The sequence below is a fragment of the Enterobacter sp. TMH.L2 genome (assembly GCF_050847315.1).
In the GTDB taxonomy this organism is placed as follows: domain Bacteria; phylum Pseudomonadota; class Gammaproteobacteria; order Enterobacterales; family Enterobacteriaceae; genus Cedecea.
In genome coordinates this window covers 1,468,894-1,488,607 of the sequence record NZ_CP193791.1, presented here as the reverse complement: position 1 = coordinate 1,488,607, position 19,714 = coordinate 1,468,894, and the positions used below count along the sequence as shown (strand labels likewise).

The following is a 19,714-nucleotide window of genomic DNA, read 5'->3' as shown; positions in this document are numbered from 1 at the left end:
CCTGTCTCCTGCTGTCAGTGGAAAGGTTTCAGGTCGACACGAGCCATCATGGCGGCCAGCTGTGTACGATCGGTAATGCCTACGTTGCTCTGGCTGACGGCCAGGGCCGCAACGGCGGTAGCAAGGCGCAGCGTGTGTTCGCTGGACTCGCGCATCAGCAGGCCATAAATCAGGCCGCCAACCATGGAATCTCCTGCGCCAACGGTACTAACAACTTCACAGGTGGGTGGTTTGGCAATCCATTCCCCTGAAGCGTTAACCCACAGCGCGCCTTCCGCGCCTAGAGAAATCACCACATGCGCAATCCCCTGCTCACGGAGCGCATGCGCCGCCTCAATCACATCCTTCAATTCAGGCAGCTTGCGACCGGCCCAAATTTCCAGCTCGCGACGGTTCGGTTTGACCAGCCACGGTGCCGCCTTCAAACCGGCAACCAGCGCTTCGCGGCTGCTGTCGAAAATGATGCACGGACACTGGCTGCGCAAACGGGTCATCCAGTCCGTGAACGCTTCCGGGGAAACGCCCGCAGGCAGGCTGCCGCTGACGCAAACCATGTCGAACTGGCCCAGCCAGCTCAGGGAGTCCGCCACAAAGCGTTCCCAGTCCGCGCCGGTGACTTCAAACCCGGAAAAGTTCAGGTCGGTGACTTCCCCGTCTTTTTCGGTCAACTTAACGTTGATGCGGGTACGGCCCTGTACGACCTGGAAGCGGTTGGCGATTCCCAACTCGCTAAACAGCTGCTGGAAGCCGTCCTGGTTGTCTTTGCCGAGGAATCCGCCTACGGTCACGTCGATGCCGAGATCTTTCAGTACTTTAGCGACGTTGATGCCCTTGCCAGCCGCATGCAGACCGGTGGTGCGCACCAGGTTTACTTCTCCACGCTCGATTTCCGGGCAAAAGCCCACCAGGTCATAGGCCGGGTTCAGGGTGATCGTTGCTACACGTCTGGTCATTACGCGCCCTCCCCCAGTCCTTCAGAGATGGCTTCGCCAATCGCTTTCAGCGCCTGTTCAGCATCTTCACCCTGCGCGGTAAAGCGCAGCCGGTGGCCTTTTTTCACACCCAGAGCAACAACTTTCATCAGGCTACGTCCATTTGCCGGTTTCCCGGTTCCATCAAGGTTTGTCACGGTAATTTCGCTATTGAATTGTTTTATGGTGTTGACCAGCGCCGTACCCGGCCGGGCGTGCAGGCCGTGTTCATTACGCACGGTAAATTCGGCGCTGAGCGCTTCTTCTGCCGGGGCATCATCGCTGGTCAGCAGCGTCAGCAACGCCGGCGCATCTGCGGTTAAAAGCTTGTCGGCACGGTTGCCAATCAGCATGTCGCTCAGGCGGTTCAGCACCTGCAAGGGCTGGTCGTCGGCCACAGCGACGGTCATCAGGAGAGAAACCGGGTTTCCATCCGCTTCAAAACTGGCCGCCGGACGGCTGACAGCAACGGCGCTGGCCAGGTTGCCTGCCGCGCTGTCGTTCAGCCAGATACCCTGACCGAGATACAGTGGATTACCGGCAATCACGTTGCTGACGAAAGCGGCATCAACCGCACCCGCCTGCTTCAGGCGGCCCGCGTTCAGCGCCTGCAGCGTCATCAAATCGCTGGCCTCGACGTTCAGCGCCAGCAGGCTGTTGTCCAGCAGCAGCGCGCTGCTTTGCTTCTCGCCCATCAGCAGCGCCCGCAGTTCTTCCGCGCTGGTGGCGGATTTCAGCTGTGCAGCCACTTCGTCGTCACTCAGCACATGCGTCAACTGGCGCAGCAGGCCGAGGTGTTCGTCGGAACTGGCCGCAATACCGATCGCCACGTAAGCGGTCTGCCCTTCGCCCCACTCCACGCCCTGCGGGAACTGAAAAACCTGAACGCCGGTTTTCAGCACCAGATCGCGCGTGTCGGTGGTGCCGTGCGGGATAGCAATCCCGTTGCCTAAATAAGTGGTGGTTTGCTGCTCACGCGCCAGCATACCGTTGACGTAGCCTTCACCGACGTTGCCTGCCTGCACAAGGGCGGCGGCAACCTGGCGGATAGCGTCTTCTTTGCTCCCGGCAGCTTTGCCCGGGTGAATATCCTGCACAGATAACTGGAACATAGATCGCCTCTCTCGCTGAATTGAAACGATTCAGCTAGCTTGAGAAAAAATACGCCATCTCGAGCTGCGGGATGCAAAAAGATGACGCTGAAACGTTTCAAGGAGTGTTGCGCTAATGCTGCATGACACGCAACATTTCTCGCATTTCTGTTTGCGAAATTTAGAGCTTCAGCACATTTTCAGTTTAGCAGGCCGGGTGTTCAGCACACTGGCAACAGTTTACAACCCGGCATCAGCAAATTTCAGCTTTGGCAACGTATCGCCAAAGCGGCCTTCGCTTGCTGGATAATTTGTGCGAGTTCCCGCGCAGGACTTAAGGGTAAATCTGTCTATTTAGGGGTAACGAGGGTACACTCCGCGCATTCTTTTTCCTGCCGTCCAAAAGTATGCAAAACGCTCCCGTTACCGCCGCCCGTAAGCCTCTGGACTTCACCTCAACCGCGTTTCTGATTGTGGCTTTTTTGACCGGCATCGCCGGGGCACTACAAACCCCAACGCTAAGCCTGTTTTTAACCGATGAAGTCCACGTTCGCCCTGCGCTGGTCGGCTTTTTCTTCACCGGCAGCGCGGTGATTGGCATTCTGGTGAGCCAGTTTTTAGCCGGGCGCTCCGACCGCAAAGGCGACCGGAAAACGCTGATTTTTGCCTGCTGCCTGCTCGGTGCGCTGGGCTGCATTCTGTTCGCGTGGAACCGTAACTACTTTATTTTGCTGTTCGTCGGGGTATTTCTGAGCAGCTTCGGCTCCACCGCCAACCCGCAGATGTTTGCGCTTGCCCGCGAGCATGCCGACAGCACCGGGCGTGAAGCGGTGATGTTCAGCTCTATCCTCCGCGCACAGGTGTCTCTTGCCTGGGTAATTGGGCCGCCAATTGCCTACGCGCTGGCGATGGGGTTTGGCTTCAAGGTGATGTACCTGAGTGCGGCGTTTGCCTTTGTGATTTGCGGCGCGATGGTGTGGCTCTTTTTGCCGTCCATGCGCAAAGAACCGGTGGCAAAAGCAGAAGCCCGGCTCGAGTCACCGCGTCGCAACCGCCGCGACGCCCTGCTCCTGTTCGCCGCCTGTACCATGATGTGGGGCTGTAACAGCCTCTATATCATCAATATGCCGCTTTACATCATCAATGAGTTACACCTCCCGGAGAAGCTCGCCGGGATCATGATGGGTACCGCAGCCGGGTTGGAAATCCCGACCATGCTGATTGCGGGTTACTACGCCAAACGCTTCGGTAAGCGCTTCCTGATGCGCTTTGCCGTTGCCGCCGGGTTGCTTTTCTATGTCGGAATGATAACGCTGACCAATGAATATATGCTGCTGGGGCTGCAGCTGCTCAACGCTATCTTTATCGGGATTCTGGCCGGGATCGGCATGATCTATTTTCAGGATCTTATGCCTGGCCAGGCAGGGGCCGCCACCACGCTGTATACCAACACCACGCGCGTAGGGTGGATCATTGCCGGTTCGCTCGCCGGCGTGGTGGCCGAGATCTGGAACTATCACAGCGTCTTTTTCATCGCACTGGGGATGATAGCCGTCAGTATTTATTGCATGGCCCAAATCAAAGATATTTAAGGTGCCGTCGCGGCTTCAAGGTGGATCAGGTAGGCCATTGCCTGCTGGCGTGAGGTACCGCACATCTCTCTGGCAGGCTGGAGGCCGCCGCAGACTTTAGGCCGCAAAGGCGATCCAAACAGCTTGCAGCGCAGGCGTTCGTCCAGCTGAATACAGGGCGTGTTGGCGGGCTTCCCCTCCGGCATACCGGGGATAGGCGTTGATATAGAAGGCGCAGTACAGCAAGCGCCGCAGTCAGGACGACAATCCATTTACGTTTCCACCGGCGTCAAAAGGTGCGTGACAATAGCAGACCCACTGCCTGCGTCAATCTAACAATTCATTTAACATCATTCCTTCTTTCAGGATACACTTGCGCCACAACGACTACGGATCGGTAACGTTTTGTCACGGCGCAATCACTTTCACCGAACAGCCTGCTGGCTGGCGCTGCTTGCCGTTGCCATGCTGTTTATTGCACCGGTAATTTCAAAATCGCTGATGCACCATTCAGCCTGCGAACACAGCAGCATGATGATGACAATGGACATGTCTGACATGGACCATCACATGCCTGTGCCCGAACCGTGCCCTCAGGCGTCAATGCCGCACAATATGCTGATGTCCGGCCCGGGCATGTCGCCGGGAGAAGAGATCGCCTGCGGCTATTGCCAGCTGCTGATCCACCTGCCTTTTATTGAATTCTGCCTCACCGTTTTACTGCTGTTATTGTTGATTTGCGTGCGCCGGACGCCGGTGGTCGCACTCTGCTGCGCGGCGATTTCTCGCCCCTGGTCACCTCACCCGGCCCGCGCCCCGCCCTCTGCTGCCTGTTACTTCGCTTAAAACACCAATAATTAACCGCGTAATGCCGCAGGCGACGCTGAAGCGTTGTCTCGAGCTGTTCTTTTTATAAAGAGCGGCAACGTTACGCCTGAAGGACAGTAAGGCAATGATGAAAACACATTTAAAGCCGCTGGTATCCTGGATACTGCTGGCTATCACTCCTCCCGCAGCCATCGCGGCGGGTTCGCATGACACGATGACTATGCCGGACGATGCCGTGATGATCGTCACCTCTCCGGCATCATCACCGCTGGAAGTTGTGACGTCCCCTAAAACGCCGCGTCAGCCTGTGCCAGCCAGCGACGGATCTGACTACCTGAAAACCATCCCCGGTTTCTCGCAAATCCGCAACGGCGGCACCAACGGCGACCCGGTTTTTCGCGGCATGTTCGGTTCTCGCCTGCGTATCCTGACCAATAATGGTGAAATGCCGGGGGCCTGTCCGGCCAGAATGGATGCCCCAAGTTCATATATTTCACCGGAGAGCTTTGATCTGCTGACGCTGATTAAAGGGCCGGAAAGCGTGCTATGGGGGCCGGGTAACTCCGCGGGAACCGTCCGCTTCGACAGGGAACCGCCGCGCTTTGATAAAGCTGGCATCCAGGGCACGGCCAGCTTGCTTACTGCCTCTAATCAGCGCTGGGACAGCAATGCAGACGTCAGTCTGGGGAGTGAGGACGGCTATTTACGCCTGATCGGCAATAAGTCCCATTCCGGCGATTACGAAGACGGCAGCGGCAACCGGGTGGCTTCAAAGTGGGATAAATGGAACGCCGACGTTGCGCTGGGCTGGACGCCTAACAAAGACACATTGCTGGAGTTGACGGCAGGCAAAGGCAACGGCGAAGCCCGCTACGCGGGCCGCAGTATGGACGGCTCCCAGTTCAGGCGCGACAGCCTCGGGGCGCGCTTTGAAATGTCGAACATCGGCGAGGTATTCAACAAGTTTGAAAGCAGCGTCTACTACAACTACGCCAATCATATTATGGACAACTATTCCCTCCGCTCGCCGGGAACAATGTCCAGCGGTATGTCCGGCGGGCATATGGCCTCCTCGATGGGCATGGATATGGGCAGTTCGATGGACATGGGTTCATCCATGAGCATGAATATGCCGATGGCGATGCAGCTCGATCGCCGCACGGTTGGCGGGCGCATGATGGGCACGTGGCTGTGGTCTGACTACGAACTGCGCAGCGGTATCGACGGGCAGCAAAGCACCCACCGCAGCAAACAGGACGCCGGCTGGAAGCAGGATGCCCGTTTCCAGGACGCAGGTATCTTTAGCGAACTGACCTGGAATGCCACCGACAGCAGCAAAGTTATCGGCGGCGCGCGCCTCGATCGAACTCGCGTCAATAATGATACGGACGCAGGTGCCAGCGTGCGGAGCAAAACGCTACCGGCAGGTTTTGTGCGCTACGAACAAACGCTGAGCGATATCCCCGTCATGCTGTACGCTGGCGTGGGCTACACCGAGCGCTTCCCGGATTACTGGGAGCTGTTTTCCCCCACCTACGGGCCGGACGGCACTAAAAATGTCTTCGATAAGCTGAAAACGGAAAAAACGACGCAGCTGGATATTGGCGCCCAGTACAGCGGGGAGCGCTTCAACAGCTGGGTTTCCGCCTACCTTGGCCGGGTGAATGATTTTATTCTCTTCCGCTATGACCCTAATAACGCCCGCGTCAGTCAGGCAGATAACGTGGACGCCACCATTATGGGAGGCGAAATGGGCATGAGCTACGCGCTGACCGACGCATGGAAAGCGGACGCAAGCCTGGCGTATGCCTGGGGGCAAAACACCAGTGACCATCAGCCGCTGCCGCAAATAGCCCCGCTGGAAACACGCTTCGGCCTGACCTGGGAGCGAGGAGACTGGAGCAGCACCGGCCTGCTGCGGCTGGTCAGCGGCCAGCATCGCGTGGCGCTGAATGAGGGTAACGTGGTCGGGAAAGACTTCGATAAAAGCAGCAGCTTTGCGATTTTTTCCGCCAACGCGGCTTACCGTCTAAGCAAAGCCATCAAGCTCAGCGCAGGGGTCGATAATCTGTTGAACAAAACCTACAGCGAACACTTGAACCTGGCGGGCAACAGCAGCTTTGGCTATTCGTCCAATACCCCGGTCAATGAACCAGGCCGGACGGTCTGGGGCAAAGTGAACGTCACGTTTTAATTACCTGGCCCCGGTTGTCGGGGCCATTACGCTTAATCATTTCCCAGCCAGGAGGCTGATATGCTTGCAAAACTTCGTACGCCGGAAGGTAAAAAGTTCCTTATCGCGGTTGCCATCGTTTTCACTATTGTCGTGTCGCTTATTTCGAAGGTGACCTTTGAAGGCGTGGAAGAGCAGTACAACTGGCCAATGGAACAGTGGACGCTGGACATGTTTATCATGCAGGGCGCGTGGGTCACTATCTACACGATCATGTTCACTATTCTATGTTCGCTGCCATTTGCTTTCTATTTCTTAGCGCCTAAGGATGGCCGCGGCTAAGGCGCGTTAAGCCACCGGCGTGTCGGCAAAGCAGGATGTTGTCGGCACGCTTGCCTTAAGCCCCTTACTTTTGTGCTTCTTTATTAAATCCACTTGCCTGAAACGCGCCTCACGAGTACTTTGACGCAATATTTTCGCATCTCAATTTTTGACAGGAAACACCGATGGCAAGAGCTAACGAAATCAAAAAAGGCATGGTACTCAATTACAACGGCAAGCTGCTGATTGTTAAAGACATTGATATCCAGGCTCCCAGCGCACGCGGCGCAGCAACCCTGTACAAGATGCGTTTCTCCGATGTTCGCACCGGGCAGAAAGTGGAAGAGCGCTTCAAAGGTGATGATATCGTTGACACTATCACCCTGACCCGCCGCTTCGTTGACTTCTCCTATATCGACGGCAACGAATATGTGTTCATGGATAAAGAAGATTACACGCCGTACATCTTCACCAAAGACCAGATCGAAGAAGAGCTGCAGTTCATTCCCGAAGGCGGTATGCCGGACATGCAGGTGCTGACCTGGGACGGCCAGCTGCTGGCGCTGGAGCTGCCGCAGACCGTGGATCTGGAAATCATCGAAACGGCTCCGGGCATCAAAGGCGCTTCCGCCAGCTCCCGTACCAAGCCAGCAACGCTGTCCACCGGCCTGGTGATTCAGGTGCCGGAATACATGGTTGCCGGGGAAAAAATCCGCATTCATATCGCAGAAAAACGCTCTATGGGCCGCGCAGACTAATAATAAATGACGCTCCTTCGGGAGCGTTTTTTTTGTTCTCACAACCAAAGTTATTATACCAATTACATCATCCTGCTTTATTATCAGACCTACATCACACAAAAGTGATTAACTAAACAGACCAATTTTATTTCCTGTCATACAGCTTTACACTGCATAGATTTCCACCTCCCTACACAGGATGCGACTCTATGGATACCCTTGCCACTGCTTCACTTCCGGATACCGTTCAACGGCCAAACTATGACCGCCGCGCGCTGAAAACCCGTATCGTGCATTTTGGGTTTGGCGCTTTCCACCGTGCGCATCAGGCCCTGCTCACCGATCGGGTGCTCAACAAACTGGGCGGCGACTGGGGGATCTGTGAGATCAGCCTGTTTAACGGCGATAAGCTGATGCACGATCTCAGGCAACAGGATCATCTTTTCACGGTGCTGGAAAAAGGGGCGGCGGGAAACCAGGCGCGGGTCATCGGTGCCGTGAAAGAATGCCTGAATGCGAGGCTGGATGGCATGGAAGCCATCATAGAGAAGTTTTGTGAACCGCAGGTCGCCATTGTCTCCCTGACCGTGACCGAAAAAGGCTACTGCATCGATCCCGCCAGCGGAAAACTTGATTCCACCAATGAGCGGATTATTCACGATCTGGCGTCGCCGGAGTCTCCGCATTCCGTACCAGGAATACTTGTGGAGGCGTTAAGCCGTCGCCGTGAGCGTGGGCTAAGCCCGTTTACGGTCTTATCCTGCGATAACATTCCTGATAACGGGCACCTGGTTCGCCAGGCCGTGCTGGGTATGGCCGCGAGTCGAAGCGCCGGGCTGACAGAATGGATTGCCAAAGAAGTCACCTTCCCCAGCACCATGGTCGACCGCATTGTTCCGGCGGCCACGGAGGAATCGCTGCAGGAAATTGCGGAAATACTGGGCGTACAAGACCCCTGCGCCATTGCCGCCGAGCCGTTTATTCAGTGGGTCGTCGAAGATAATTTCGTCGCCGGACGCCCGGAATGGGAAGCCGTCGGGGTGGAAATGGTTGACGATGTGGTGCCCTACGAGCAGATGAAGCTGCGGATGCTCAACGGCAGCCACTCATTTATGGCTTATCTCGGCTACCTCGCCGATTATCCGCATATTAATGATTGTATGGCTGACGAACATTTTGCCCGTGCAGCAAAGCACCTGATGCTGCAGGAGCAGGCGGTGACGCTGAACATTCGGGGCATCGACCTGAATCAGTACGCCGCCAGCCTGCTCGAGCGGTTCGCAAATCCGGCGCTGAAGCACCGAACCTGGCAAATCGCCATGGACGGCAGTCAGAAGCTTCCTCAGCGCTGGCTGGAAAGCGTGCGCTGGCATCTGGCAAACGGGAGCAGTTGGCCATGCCTGGCGCTCGGGATCGCAGGCTGGATGCGCTACGTTAGCGGCCTCGACGAACAGGGCCATGCGATTGACGTTCGCGATCCGCTCCAGGGCAAAATCCAGATGCTGGTGAGCGACAGCGGCGAAAACGAACGCGTCAGCGCCCTCCTCAGCCTGAACGAAATTTTTGGTGATGACCTGCCCAAAAACGAAAAATTTGTCGAAAACGTGCGGCAAGCCTGGCAGCAACTCATCCGCCTGGGCGCACGCGGCGCGGTCGAAAACTTGCGCTTAAGTTAACAATCAATGCGCTTAACGTGGTCTTACCGTGCGGTAAGCCGCGTTAAGGCTTCTCTTTTCTCCGGGTTGTCGTCAGGATAGTCAGCGTAAATAATGAATAATCACTGATAGATTGACGTGGTTTGCAGGCAGTAAACCCCCGGAGTCACCGTGACAAAAACGAATTTAATTACCGGCTTTCTGGGCAGCGGTAAAACCACCACCATTTTGCATTTACTGGCCAACAAGCCCGCCGATGAAAAATGGGCGGTGCTGGTCAATGAATTTGGCGAAGTGGGGATTGATGGCGCCCTGCTGGCAGATAGCGGCGCGCTGCTGAAAGAGATCCCTGGCGGCTGTATGTGCTGCGTTAACGGCCTGCCGATGCAGGTCGGCCTCAATACGCTGCTGCGCCAGGGCAAGCCCGACCGCCTGCTGATTGAACCTACCGGCCTTGGCCACCCAAAACAAATCCTGAACATGCTCACCGCCGACGTATATCAGCCGTGGATTGACCTGCGGGCCACGCTTTGCCTGCTCGACTCGCGCCAGCTTCTGGATGAAAAAGCCCTGAATAATGGCAACTTCCGCGATCAGCTTGCGGCGGCGGACATCATTGTAGCCAACAAGCAAGATCGCGCCACGCCGGAAAGCCAGGCCGCTTTAGCGCGCTGGTATCAAAACAATGGCGACAGCCGCGAACTTATGCACGTAGAAAAAGGAGCCGTCAGCATTGCGCTCCTCGACAAACCAAGACAGAACCAACGCGAGCTGCCGCAAAGCTCTGAGCACCAGCATGCCCAATCGGTTCCTCATGGTCTTGCTGCGCTGAGCCTGCCGGGGCATCAGCGCTGGCGCCGGAGCGTGAACAGTGGGCAGGGTTATTACGCCTGTGGCTGGATTTTCGATGAAGAAACCGTGTTCGACACCATTGGCCTGTTGGAGTGGGCGCGTCTTGCCCCGGTTGAGCGAGTCAAAGGCGTGTTGCGTATTCCCGAAGGCCTGGTACGTATCAACCGCCAGGGCAACGACCTGCATATTGAAACGCAACCCTCGCCGCCGCTGGACAGCCGCATCGAATTGATTCACCCGGCTCAGCCCGACTGGAACGTTCTGCAAGCCAGCCTGTTGAGCTTACGTTTAAGTTAGCGCGTCTACCTTCGCGCCCCCAGAATGAGATTTAGAAGCTGTATCATGATTAATCGCCTCCCTCTTCTCCTGCTGCTGAACGTCCTGGGCATTGCCCTATTCTTTAGCTGGTACCTGCCAGAGAACCATGGATTTTGGTTCAACATTGACGCCACGCTGTTCCATTTCTTTAATAATGAATTGGTTAAGAGCCATACCTTTTTAACGCTGATTGCCATCACCAATAACCGGGCCTTCGACGGCATTTCGCTGCTGGCGATGGGCGCGCTGTTTTCCTGGTTCTGGCTGCATGAAGACGCCGCTGGCCGCCGCCGCCTGGTGCTGATGGGCGTAGTGATGCTGCTGTGCGCCGTGGTCATCAACCAGCTCGGCCACGTTATCCCGGTGGTGCACGCCAGCCCTACGCTGTACTTTAAAGACATTCATCGCGTCAGCGAACTGCTGCACTTCCCGACGAAAGACGCCTCGAGCGATAGCTTCCCTGGCGATCACGGCCTGATGCTGCTTATCTTCACCGGTTTTATGCTGCGTTATTTCGGCCCACGAGCGTTTCTTATTGCCCTCGCGATCTTCTTTATCTTCTCTTCGCCAAGAATAATGATAGGCGCGCACTGGTTTACCGATGTCTACGTCGGGTCAGTCTCTATTGCTCTGGTTGGCCTGCCCTGGGTGCTATTAACCCCAGTCAGCGACCGGTTAATTTCTATACTGAACCGCACTGTTCCGGGAAAATATAAAGCGTCCCGCTGACGGTTAATAAGTGATGAAGATAGTCACCGAACAGAGGCCCACCCGGGCCTCTGTTTATTTTTTCAGCATCATGACAGCCAGATGAATATTTACTCATACAAAATCCGCTTCAATTTGAATGACCTGACGATAAAATCAGCAGCATTGCCGATCATTTGTTCGAAATAACCTTTCGCGACGAATCATCACAATTTCTTATAAAAATAAGAATAAAAACGCTCGCATAGCCTGGTTTTATCGGGTAGTCTCGGGAAAGTTTGCTCTACGGCTGATCTATTTGTGCTGTGAATAAAAGTGTGCGATGTTCCACATTTTTGTGCATGAATAATTGTCTCGTGGCTTTTAGGTAATTAGTCTCGTCACGTTGGTATTTTTGTATAACGAATTATTCGTTAAGGACATCAAGGGAAAACAAACAAAATGGTCAAATCTCAGCCTATTTTGAGATACATCTTGCGGGCGATACCCGCGATTGCGGTGGCAGTTATGCTTTCCGCCTGTAGTTCGACTAACACAGCAAATATGCATTCTGAGACGCATGCAGTCGGTGAAAAAGATGGTTTTTTACTGCAAGCCTCTCAGGATGAATTCGAAGAGATGGTTCGTAATGTTGACGTGAAGTCACGCATTATGGAGCAATACGCGAGCTGGAAAGGTGTACGCTACCGTCTTGGCGGCAGCAGCAGAGCTGGTATTGATTGTTCTGCCTTCGTGCAGCGCACTTTCCAGGAACAGTTTGGTTTAACCCTGCCTCGCTCAACGTCTGAGCAGCAGGAGTCCGGTAAATCTGTCTCGCGTAACAAGTTACGCACCGGTGATTTAGTGCTGTTCCGTGCAGGCTCAACTGGCCGTCACGTAGGCATCTACATTGGCAATAACCAATTTGTACATGCTTCCACCAGCAGCGGTGTTGTGATCTCCAGCATGGACGAGCCTTACTGGAAGAAGCGTTACAACGAAGCGCGCCGGGTGCTAAGCCGCAGCTAACGCCGCCACAAGATATGTTTTGTTGAGAGTTATTCCCTTGGCTACTCAGCAAAACCACCAACGTTAAAAACGCTGCCAATGCAGCGTTTTTTTATGCCTAAAATTCAGACGGTTACTCTTTCCTCTTAAAATTGAAAGATGAAATAGTTACCCTGTGAAACAAGTTAAACAATTTCCTGGTTATGGGTTATAGTCAGAAAAAAGCACAAAACAAACGATGATTCGCTTGCCCCTGCGGGACTCATAATTCCATGTCTTATAGAAATATTTTTTCACGCTACTTTAGCACCCCAAAGCAGATAGTCGCGTTTAGCCTGCTAATGGGATTATTTGCCGCATTATTTATCGGTGGGCTAACCAGCCTGGCGCTCCATTCAAAGCGTGAGTCCGCCTATAACCTCCTCTCTCGCGACATCAGTAACTACCTGGATATCTTTTTTAAAGAACTTCACGCCACTGCCGAGGGTATCCAGCCTTTAACCATGAACGAGTGTGAAAGGGTCAGCGGCGAACTGACTTCTCGTGCGGCTTTTAATCCTAACGTACGAGCCTTTTTGCTGGTGCGTAACGGCATTGCCTACTGTTCTTCCGCCACCGGCAACATGGAAATGTCGATGGATGCGCTGGAACCCGAGATCAATATCAATAAAACCGTCGACCTGGCGATTATGAACGGCACGCCAATGATGCCGGGCAAGCCGGTGATTGCCGCCTGGTTTCTTAACCCGCTGGCCTCGGGGCGCGGCGTTTTTACCACCCTAAACGTCAATCTCACGCCCTATCTGGTTTTCACCTCCCGTCAGCAGGACATCAGCTCCATGGCCCTGGTGGTGGGCAACAAGGCACTCACGTCCTATTCACCGGACGTGATAAATACCGATGAGCTTCCCCCCTCGCCCACCAGAATCTCAGTCCTTAATGGTTACCCGATTAAACTCTACATTTATGGTACACCGTGGCCGCTGGAGGATATTCAACTGGCCATTCTGGCCGGGCTATTATCCGGCCTGCTGAGCGTCGCGCTGTGCGGTTACTTTCTGTCGGTCAAGGTACGGGCGGGGAAAGAAATTCTTACCGGCATCAAGCGGGGGCAATTTTTTGTTGTTTACCAGCCCGTGGTCGACTCACAGGCTCTGCAGATGCGTGGCATAGAGGTGCTGATGCGCTGGGAGCACCCAACGGCGGGTATGATCCCCCCGGATGCGTTTATCGGCTTTGCCGAAGCTCAGCAGTTGATTGTGCCACTCACGCGCCATTTGTTTGAATTGATTGCCCGGGACGCGCCCACGCTGCAAAAAGTTCTGCCCGCCGGGGCCAAGCTCGGCGTGAACCTCGCCCCAAGCCACCTTCACTCCCCGACGTTTAAGCAGGACATTCAGGCCTTCGCCGCGTCACTGCCGCCGCACCATTTCCAGTTAGTGTTTGAGATAACCGAACGCGACATGTTGAAAGAAAAAGAGGCGATGGGCATTTTCGCCTGGCTGCACGAGCAGGGATTTGAAATTGCGGTGGATGACTTCGGCACCGGCCACAGCGCCCTGATTTACCTCGAGCGTTTTACTCTGGATTATCTGAAAATTGACCGCGGCTTCGTCAACTCTATCGGTATGGAAACGGTGACCGCGCCGGTGCTGGACGCCGTGCTGACGCTGGCTCAGCGCCTGAACATGAACACGGTGGCTGAAGGGGTAGAAACGCCGGAGCAGGCGAAATGGCTTATCGAACGCGGCTGTAACTTCCTGCAGGGGTATTACTTCAGCCGCCCTCTGACCTTAAGCCAGCTTGTCAGCTGGAATCCTTCCCACACGCTTTATGACGAATTGAAAGACTGACAGGCATTGCGCAATCTTCACTGGCTAACTTATGATTAACCATCATGGGTTTACCGGGCGCGGAGCGTGACGCCTGCGCTTTCCCACCCACCGGGCAAGGAATGAAGATGACAAAAGCTGTACGTGCACTGATGCTGCTTTGCCTGAGCACCTTTTCCCTTACGCCACGCGCCGCAGAGATAAACGAAAGCTACTCTTTTGCCGTCCTGGGCGAACCGAAATACGCCGTCAACTTCACGCAGTTTGATTACGTCAATCCCGCAGCCCCCAAGGGCGGCAATATCACGCTCTCGGCCATTGGCACTTTTGATAACTTCAACCGTTTTGCCATGCGGGGTAATCCGGGCGTTCGCACCGACACGCTGTATGACACCCTGTTCACCACTTCCGATGACGAACCCGGCAGCTATTATCCTTTGATTGCCGAGATGGCCCGCTACCCGTCCAACTTTGCCTGGGCGGAAGTGTCCATTAACCCGCGCGCCCGCTTTCAGGACGGCAGTCCGATTACCGCCGAGGATGTCGCCTTCACCTTCAATAAATTCATGACGGAAGGCGTGCCGCAGTTCCGCCTGATTTACAAAGGGGCAACGGTACGCGCCATTGCGCCGCTCACCGTGCGTATTGAGCTTGCCACACCAAGCAAAGACCGGATGCTGGGCCTGTTTTCGCTCCCGGTGTTCCCGGAGAAGTTCTGGAAGGATCATAAGCTGAGCGACCCGCTCTCTACCCCACCGCTTTCCAGCGGGCCCTATAAAATCACCGACTGGAAAATGGGGCAATACATTACCTATTCGCGAGTGCGGGATTACTGGGCGGCAAACCTGCCGGTAAACCGCGGGCGCTGGAACTTTAATACCATCCGCTACGACTATTATCTCGATGATGACGTGGCTTTTGAGGCGTTCAAGGCCGGGGCATTTGATTATCGTACTGAAGTCTCAGCCAAAAACTGGGCCACGCGCTACATCGGGAAAAACTTCAGCAACCATTACATCGTCAAGGATGAGCAGAAAAACGAATCCGCCCAGGACACCCGCTGGCTGGCGTTTAACATCCAGCGCCCCCTTTTCAGCGACCGCCGGGTAAGGGAAGCCATCGGCCTGGCCTTTGATTTCGAATGGATGAACAAGGCGCTGTTTTATGGCGCATACAGCCGGGCCAACAGCTATTTCCAGAATACGGAATACGCCGCTCGCGGTTATCCGGACGCCGACGAACTGATGCTGCTGGCGCCGATGAAAAAGGATCTCCCGCCGGAGGTCTTCACCTCAATCTATAACCCGCCGAAATCAGACGGACGCGGGTTTGACCGGGAAAATCTGCTCAAGGCGCTCAGCCTGCTTAAAGACGCGGGCTGGGCGTTAAAAGACCAGAAGCTGGTGAATGTCAGCACCGGCCAGCCGTTTGTGTTCGAACTGCTGACCGGCACGGCCGGCAACACGCAATGGATCCTCCCCTTCCAGCGCAATTTGCAGCGCCTGGGCATCACCATGAATATCCGCCAGGTCGATAACTCGCAGCTTTCAAGCCGCCTGCGCAGCCGCGACTACGACATGATGCCAAGTTTATACCGCGCAATGCCTTACCCAAGCCCGGATTTGCAAATTATCTGGGCCTCGGAGTACATCAATTCCAGCTATAACGCGCCGGGGGTACAAAGCCCGGTGGTCGACAAGCTCATTGAGATGATTATCGCCAACCAGGGCGACAAGAAAAAACTGCTGCCGCTGGGCCGTGCCCTTGACCGCGTGCTGACCTGGAACAACTACATGCTGCCGATGTGGTATATGTCGGCCGACCGCCTGGCCTGGTGGAATAAGTTCTCCCGCCCCGCCATTCATCCGCTCTACAGCACCGGGTTTGATAACTGGTGGTATGACGTCAACAAAGCGGCGAAGCTGCCTGCCGACCGGCGTCAGGGGGAATAACGTGGGCGCTTATATTCTGCGGCGTTTGCTGCTTATCATTCCCACGCTGTGGGCAATAATCACCATCAACTTTTTCATCGTGCAGATTGCCCCTGGTGGGCCGGTGGATCAGGCCATTGCCGCCATACAAATGGGCCACACAACCGGCATGCCAGGCATGAGCAACGACGCTATGGGCAGCGGTCATGCCCGAACGGGCGTGGGTGACGCCACCAGCAGCCAGTATCGTGGGGGCCGCGGCCTTGACCCGGAAGTCATTGCCGATATTGTGCATCGCTACGGGTTCGACAAACCGCTACACGAGCGCTATTTCACTATGCTCGGCGACTACTTGCGTTTCGACTTTGGCAACAGCCTGTTCCGTAGCTCCTCGGTGATTAAGCTGATAAAAGACAGCCTCCCCGTTTCCATTTCCATCGGACTGTGGAGCACGCTGATTATTTATCTGGTGTCGATTCCGCTGGGGATCCGTAAGGCGGTCAGCAACGGGAGCAGCTTTGATATCTGGAGCAGCATTTTCATTATTATCGGCTACGCCATTCCGGCATTTTTGTTTGCCATCCTGCTGATTGTGCTGTTTGCCGGCGGGACTTATCTCGACTGGTTCCCGCTGCGAGGACTAACGTCGGCCAATTTTGACGCCCTGCCCTGGTACAGCAAAATCACTGACTATCTGTGGCACATCACGCTGCCGGTGCTGGCGACGGTTATCGGCGGCTTTGCTACGTTAACCATGCTGACGAAAAACTCCTTTCTCGATGAAATTCGCAAGCAATACGTGGTGACGGCGCGAGCCAAAGGGCTCGATGAGAAAAAAATTCTGTATCGCCACGTCTTTCGTAACGCGATGCTGCTGGTGATTGCCGGTTTCCCGGCGACGTTTATCAGCATGTTCTTCACCGGCTCGCTGCTGATTGAGGTGATGTTCTCCCTGAACGGGCTGGGCCTGTTGGGCTACGAAGCCACGATTTCCCGCGACTACCCGGTGATTTTCGGCACCCTTTATATTTTTAGTCTGATTGGCCTGCTGACCAACATCATCAGCGATGTCACCTACACGCTGGTCGACCCCCGTATCGATTTTGAGGGACGCGGATGAGCCGATTAAGCCCGGTAAACCAAGCGCGCTGGGCGCGCTTTCGTCAGAACCGTCGCGGCTACTGGTCGCTGTGGATCTTTGCGCTGATTTTTGTCCTGAGCATGGGGGCTGAGCTGGTCGCCAATGAGCGCCCGCTGGTGGTGAACTACGAGGGCAAGCTCTGGTTCCCGGCGCTGAAAAACTACAGCGAAAGTGATTTTGGCGGCCCGCTCTCAACCCCTGCGGACTACCAGGATCCCTGGCTAACGGAACGCCTGAATGAAAAAGGTTGGATCCTCTGGGCGCCGATCCGCTTTAGCAGCAACACAATCAACTACGCCAGCAATGTCCCTTTTCCTTCCCCGCCCAGTGCACAAAACTGGCTTGGCACCGACGCCAACGGCAGCGATGTGCTGGCGAGGATCCTCTACGGCACGCGCATTTCCGTGCTCTTCGGTCTATTACTGACCTTTTTCTCCAGCATCATTGGCGTGCTGGCCGGGGCGGTACAGGGCTACTACGGCGGACGCATTGACCTGTGGGGACAACGGTTGATTGAAGTCTGGTCCGGCATGCCGACGCTGTTTTTGATCATCATGCTCTCCAGCGTGGTGCAGCCCAATTTTTGGTGGCTGCTGGGTATTACCGTCCTGTTTGGCTGGATGGGGTTGGTGAGCGTTGTGCGGGCAGAGTTTTTGCGCACCCGCAACTTCGACTACATCCGCGCGGCACGAGCCATGGGCGTCAGCGACTGGTCAATCATGACCCGGCATATGCTGCCCAACGCCATGGTGGCTACCCTGACCTTCCTGCCGTTCATTCTGTGTGCGTCGATAACGACATTAACCTCGCTGGATTTCCTCGGTTTTGGTCTGCCGCTGGGGTCGCCCTCTCTGGGGGAACTGGTGTTACAGGGCAAAAACAACCTTCAGGCTCCATGGCTGGGCATCTCCGCGTTCTTATCTCTGGCCATTTTACTCTCCCTGTTAATTTTTATTGGCGAAGCGGTTCGTGACGCCTTTGATCCGGCTAAGGCGCGCTGACCATGACCACTCCGCTTCTCGCTATCAACGATCTTTCTATTGCTTTCCAGCAGGGCAGAAACCTGCGGCAGGTGGTGGACTCGGTTTCGCTTCAGGTGGAAGCGGGTGAAACCCTTGCGCTGGTCGGCGAGTCTGGCTCAGGCAAGAGCGTGACGGCGCTCTCCGTGCTGCGCCTGCTGCCGTCTCCGCCGGTGGTTTATCCCTCAGGGGACATTTTGTTTCACGGCAAAGACCTGCTAAATGCCCCGGAAAAAGCGCTGCGTGGCGTGCGTGGCAACAGAATTGCGATGATTTTTCAGGAGCCGATGGTGTCGCTGAATCCTTTGCACACCCTCGAAAAGCAGCTGTATGAAGTCCTCTCCCTGCACCGCGGAATGCGGCCTGAAGCCGCCCGCGCGGAGATCCTCACCTGCCTCGATCGCGTGGGTATTCGCAACCCTGCGACCCGACTCCAGGACTACCCTCACCTGCTGTCCGGCGGCGAACGCCAGCGCGTAATGATTGCGATGGCGCTGCTAACTCGCCCTGAATTGCTGATTGCCGATGAGCCGACAACGGCGCTGGATGTTTCGGTTCAGGCGCAGATCCTGCAGCTGCTGCAAGAGCTGAAGCAGGAACTGAATATGGGCCTGCTGTTTATCACCCACAACCTGAGTATCGTGAAAAAGCTGGCGGACAACGTGGCGGTGATGCGTCACGGCAAATGCGTGGAGCAACAGCCCACCACCGATCTGTTCAGTCATCCACAGCATCCCTATACCCAGCAGCTGCTGAACGCTGAACCGTCCGGCGACCCGGTGCCGCTGGCAGCAGTCGTTATTCCCCTGCTCAAAGTTGAGGATCTGCAGGTTGCGTTTCCCATTCGCCGGGGCCTGCTGAAAAGAACGGTGGGACACCACTACGGGCTTAAAAATCTTAGCTTTGAACTGCGGCCAGGGGAAAGCCTCGGGCTGGTTGGGGAATCAGGATCGGGCAAAAGCACCACCGCCCTGGCGCTGCTGCGATTGATTCATTCCACGGGCACTATTTGGTTTGACGGCCAGCCGCTCCACCAGCTCAACCGTAAGCAGCTGCTGCCGCTGCGCCGCCAAGTGCAGGTGGTGTTCCAGGATCCTAATTCGGCACTGAATCCACGCCTGGATGTGCTGCAAATTGTAGAGGAAGGCCTGCGGGTGCATCATCCGGCGTTAAACGCCGCAGAACGTAAGGCCAAAGTGGTTCAGGCGCTGGAAGAGGTCGGGCTGCAGGCGGATATGCTCCACCGCTACCCGGCTGAGTTTTCCGGTGGCCAGCGCCAGCGCATCGCTATCGCCAGAGCGTTGATTTTGCAGCCGCGGCTTATCGTGTTGGATGAACCGACCTCTTCGCTCGATCGCTCGGTTCAGGCTCAGATTCTGACGCTGCTAAAATCTCTGCAGGAAAAACACCGCCTGGCTTATATCTTCATCAGCCATGATTTACAGGTAGTGAAAGCACTTTGCCATCAGATGGTGGTACTGCGTCAGGGAGAAGTGGTCGAACAGGGAGACTGCAGGCAGATCTTTAGCGCCCCACAAAGCGACTACACGCGTCAGCTTCTGGCGCTCGCCTGAGA

18 protein-coding genes are annotated in these 19,714 nt (G+C 55.5%); 14 read left to right on the top strand and 4 right to left on the bottom strand.

Features of this window, described 5'->3' with window-relative positions:
- Positions 1 to 14: 14 nt before the first annotated feature.
- On the bottom strand, positions 15 to 953 hold the full coding sequence (gene fruK, locus ACREYP_RS07130; protein WP_008459923.1) for a 1-phosphofructokinase: 939 nt from the start codon (positions 951 to 953) through the stop codon (positions 15 to 17).
- Positions 953 to 2,083 (bottom strand): fused PTS fructose transporter subunit IIA/HPr protein, encoded by a 1,131-nt coding sequence (fruB, locus tag ACREYP_RS07125; protein ID WP_008459922.1) that lies wholly within the window; start codon positions 2,081 to 2,083, stop codon positions 953 to 955. Before fruB ends, fruK begins: the two co-directional genes overlap by 1 nt.
- Positions 2,084 to 2,469: 386 nt before the next feature.
- Here fruB and setB point away from each other — a divergent pair, with 386 nt between their 5' ends.
- Entirely contained in the window at positions 2,470 to 3,654 is a 1,185-nt protein-coding gene (gene setB, locus ACREYP_RS07120; RefSeq protein WP_008459921.1) for a sugar efflux transporter SetB, read from the top strand.
- Here setB and ACREYP_RS07115 read toward each other — a convergent pair.
- Positions 3,651 to 3,905: a zinc/iron-chelating domain-containing protein gene (locus ACREYP_RS07115; protein WP_008459920.1), complete on the bottom strand. Its 255-nt coding sequence runs from the start codon at positions 3,903 to 3,905 to the stop codon at positions 3,651 to 3,653. The two genes, setB and ACREYP_RS07115, sit on opposite strands and share 4 nt — an antisense overlap.
- A 153-nt stretch (positions 3,906 to 4,058) precedes the next feature.
- Positions 4,059 to 4,193, bottom strand: coding sequence for a hypothetical protein (locus ACREYP_RS07110; protein WP_286130864.1), 135 nt, complete (start codon positions 4,191 to 4,193; stop codon positions 4,059 to 4,061).
- Between ACREYP_RS07110 and ACREYP_RS07105 the strand changes: the two genes are divergently transcribed.
- The 13 genes from ACREYP_RS07105 (at position 4,132) to yejF (ending at position 19,712) form a co-directional block, all read left to right on the top strand.
- A complete protein-coding gene (locus tag ACREYP_RS07105; protein WP_237717590.1) occupies positions 4,132 to 4,479 on the top strand; it encodes a DUF2946 domain-containing protein in 348 nt (115 codons plus the stop codon). The two genes, ACREYP_RS07110 and ACREYP_RS07105, sit on opposite strands and share 62 nt — an antisense overlap.
- A gap of 109 nt (positions 4,480 to 4,588) precedes the next feature.
- A complete protein-coding gene (locus tag ACREYP_RS07100) occupies positions 4,589 to 6,655 on the top strand; it encodes a TonB-copper family protein (RefSeq protein ID WP_498881394.1) in 2,067 nt (688 codons plus the stop codon).
- 60 nt (positions 6,656 to 6,715) lie between these two features.
- The gene (locus tag ACREYP_RS07095; RefSeq protein WP_008459914.1) at positions 6,716 to 6,976 is read left to right on the top strand and encodes a DUF2534 family protein; all 261 of its coding nucleotides are present in this window, start codon (positions 6,716 to 6,718) and stop codon (positions 6,974 to 6,976) included.
- 164 nt (positions 6,977 to 7,140) lie between these two features.
- Positions 7,141 to 7,713: an elongation factor P-like protein YeiP gene (gene yeiP / locus ACREYP_RS07090; RefSeq protein ID WP_008459912.1), complete on the top strand. Its 573-nt coding sequence runs from the start codon at positions 7,141 to 7,143 to the stop codon at positions 7,711 to 7,713.
- Between the two features lie 191 nt (positions 7,714 to 7,904).
- Positions 7,905 to 9,371, top strand: coding sequence for a mannitol dehydrogenase family protein (locus ACREYP_RS07085; RefSeq protein ID WP_336819220.1), 1,467 nt, complete (start codon positions 7,905 to 7,907; stop codon positions 9,369 to 9,371).
- Between the two features lie 150 nt (positions 9,372 to 9,521).
- The gene (locus ACREYP_RS07080) at positions 9,522 to 10,499 is read left to right on the top strand and encodes a CobW family GTP-binding protein (RefSeq protein ID WP_008459909.1); all 978 of its coding nucleotides are present in this window, start codon (positions 9,522 to 9,524) and stop codon (positions 10,497 to 10,499) included.
- A 45-nt stretch (positions 10,500 to 10,544) separates the two neighbouring features.
- Positions 10,545 to 11,249, top strand: a complete 705-nt coding sequence (locus ACREYP_RS07075; RefSeq protein WP_498881211.1) for a hypothetical protein — start codon at positions 10,545 to 10,547, stop codon at positions 11,247 to 11,249.
- Positions 11,250 to 11,669: 420 nt separating this feature from the next.
- Positions 11,670 to 12,236 (top strand): bifunctional murein DD-endopeptidase/murein LD-carboxypeptidase, encoded by a 567-nt coding sequence (gene mepS / locus ACREYP_RS07070; protein WP_039295455.1) that lies wholly within the window; start codon positions 11,670 to 11,672, stop codon positions 12,234 to 12,236.
- Positions 12,237 to 12,487: 251 nt separating this feature from the next.
- On the top strand, positions 12,488 to 14,068 hold the full coding sequence (pdeN, locus tag ACREYP_RS07065) for a cyclic di-GMP phosphodiesterase (protein ID WP_498881210.1): 1,581 nt from the start codon (positions 12,488 to 12,490) through the stop codon (positions 14,066 to 14,068).
- A 131-nt stretch (positions 14,069 to 14,199) separates the two neighbouring features.
- Positions 14,200 to 15,999, top strand: a complete 1,800-nt coding sequence (locus ACREYP_RS07060) for an extracellular solute-binding protein (protein ID WP_442892741.1) — start codon at positions 14,200 to 14,202, stop codon at positions 15,997 to 15,999.
- Position 16,000: 1 nt separating this feature from the next.
- Entirely contained in the window at positions 16,001 to 17,098 is a 1,098-nt protein-coding gene (locus ACREYP_RS07055) for a microcin C ABC transporter permease YejB (RefSeq protein WP_166872295.1), read from the top strand.
- Positions 17,095 to 18,120 (top strand): microcin C ABC transporter permease, encoded by a 1,026-nt coding sequence (locus ACREYP_RS07050; protein ID WP_336819226.1) that lies wholly within the window; start codon positions 17,095 to 17,097, stop codon positions 18,118 to 18,120. The genes ACREYP_RS07055 and ACREYP_RS07050 overlap by 4 nt, the downstream gene beginning before the upstream one ends.
- A 2-nt stretch (positions 18,121 to 18,122) precedes the next feature.
- Positions 18,123 to 19,712, top strand: a complete 1,590-nt coding sequence (yejF, locus tag ACREYP_RS07045; protein WP_498881209.1) for an ABC transporter ATP-binding protein — start codon at positions 18,123 to 18,125, stop codon at positions 19,710 to 19,712.
- Positions 19,713 to 19,714 lie beyond the last annotated feature (2 nt).

What these genes read in the sequence shown, in the direction of transcription:
- fruK (WP_008459923.1), bottom strand. Translation starts at nt 953, where the DNA reads ATGACCAGACGTGTAGCAACGATCACCCTGAACCCGGCCTATGACCTG.
- fruB (WP_008459922.1), bottom strand. Translation starts at nt 2,083, where the DNA reads ATGTTCCAGTTATCTGTGCAGGATATTCACCCGGGCAAAGCTGCCGGG.
- setB (WP_008459921.1), top strand. Translation starts at nt 2,470, where the DNA reads ATGCAAAACGCTCCCGTTACCGCCGCCCGTAAGCCTCTGGACTTCACC.
- ACREYP_RS07115 (WP_008459920.1), bottom strand. Translation starts at nt 3,905, where the DNA reads ATGGATTGTCGTCCTGACTGCGGCGCTTGCTGTACTGCGCCTTCTATA.
- ACREYP_RS07110 (WP_286130864.1), bottom strand. Translation starts at nt 4,193, where the DNA reads ATGTCAGACATGTCCATTGTCATCATCATGCTGCTGTGTTCGCAGGCT.
- ACREYP_RS07100 (WP_498881394.1), top strand. Translation starts at nt 4,589, where the DNA reads ATGAAAACACATTTAAAGCCGCTGGTATCCTGGATACTGCTGGCTATC.
- ACREYP_RS07095 (WP_008459914.1), top strand. Translation starts at nt 6,716, where the DNA reads ATGCTTGCAAAACTTCGTACGCCGGAAGGTAAAAAGTTCCTTATCGCG.
- yeiP (WP_008459912.1), top strand. Translation starts at nt 7,141, where the DNA reads ATGGCAAGAGCTAACGAAATCAAAAAAGGCATGGTACTCAATTACAAC.
- ACREYP_RS07085 (WP_336819220.1), top strand. Translation starts at nt 7,905, where the DNA reads ATGGATACCCTTGCCACTGCTTCACTTCCGGATACCGTTCAACGGCCA.
- ACREYP_RS07075 (WP_498881211.1), top strand. Translation starts at nt 10,545, where the DNA reads ATGATTAATCGCCTCCCTCTTCTCCTGCTGCTGAACGTCCTGGGCATT.
- mepS (WP_039295455.1), top strand. Translation starts at nt 11,670, where the DNA reads ATGGTCAAATCTCAGCCTATTTTGAGATACATCTTGCGGGCGATACCC.
- pdeN (WP_498881210.1), top strand. Translation starts at nt 12,488, where the DNA reads ATGTCTTATAGAAATATTTTTTCACGCTACTTTAGCACCCCAAAGCAG.
- ACREYP_RS07060 (WP_442892741.1), top strand. Translation starts at nt 14,200, where the DNA reads ATGCTGCTTTGCCTGAGCACCTTTTCCCTTACGCCACGCGCCGCAGAG.
- ACREYP_RS07050 (WP_336819226.1), top strand. Translation starts at nt 17,095, where the DNA reads ATGAGCCGATTAAGCCCGGTAAACCAAGCGCGCTGGGCGCGCTTTCGT.
- yejF (WP_498881209.1), top strand. Translation starts at nt 18,123, where the DNA reads ATGACCACTCCGCTTCTCGCTATCAACGATCTTTCTATTGCTTTCCAG.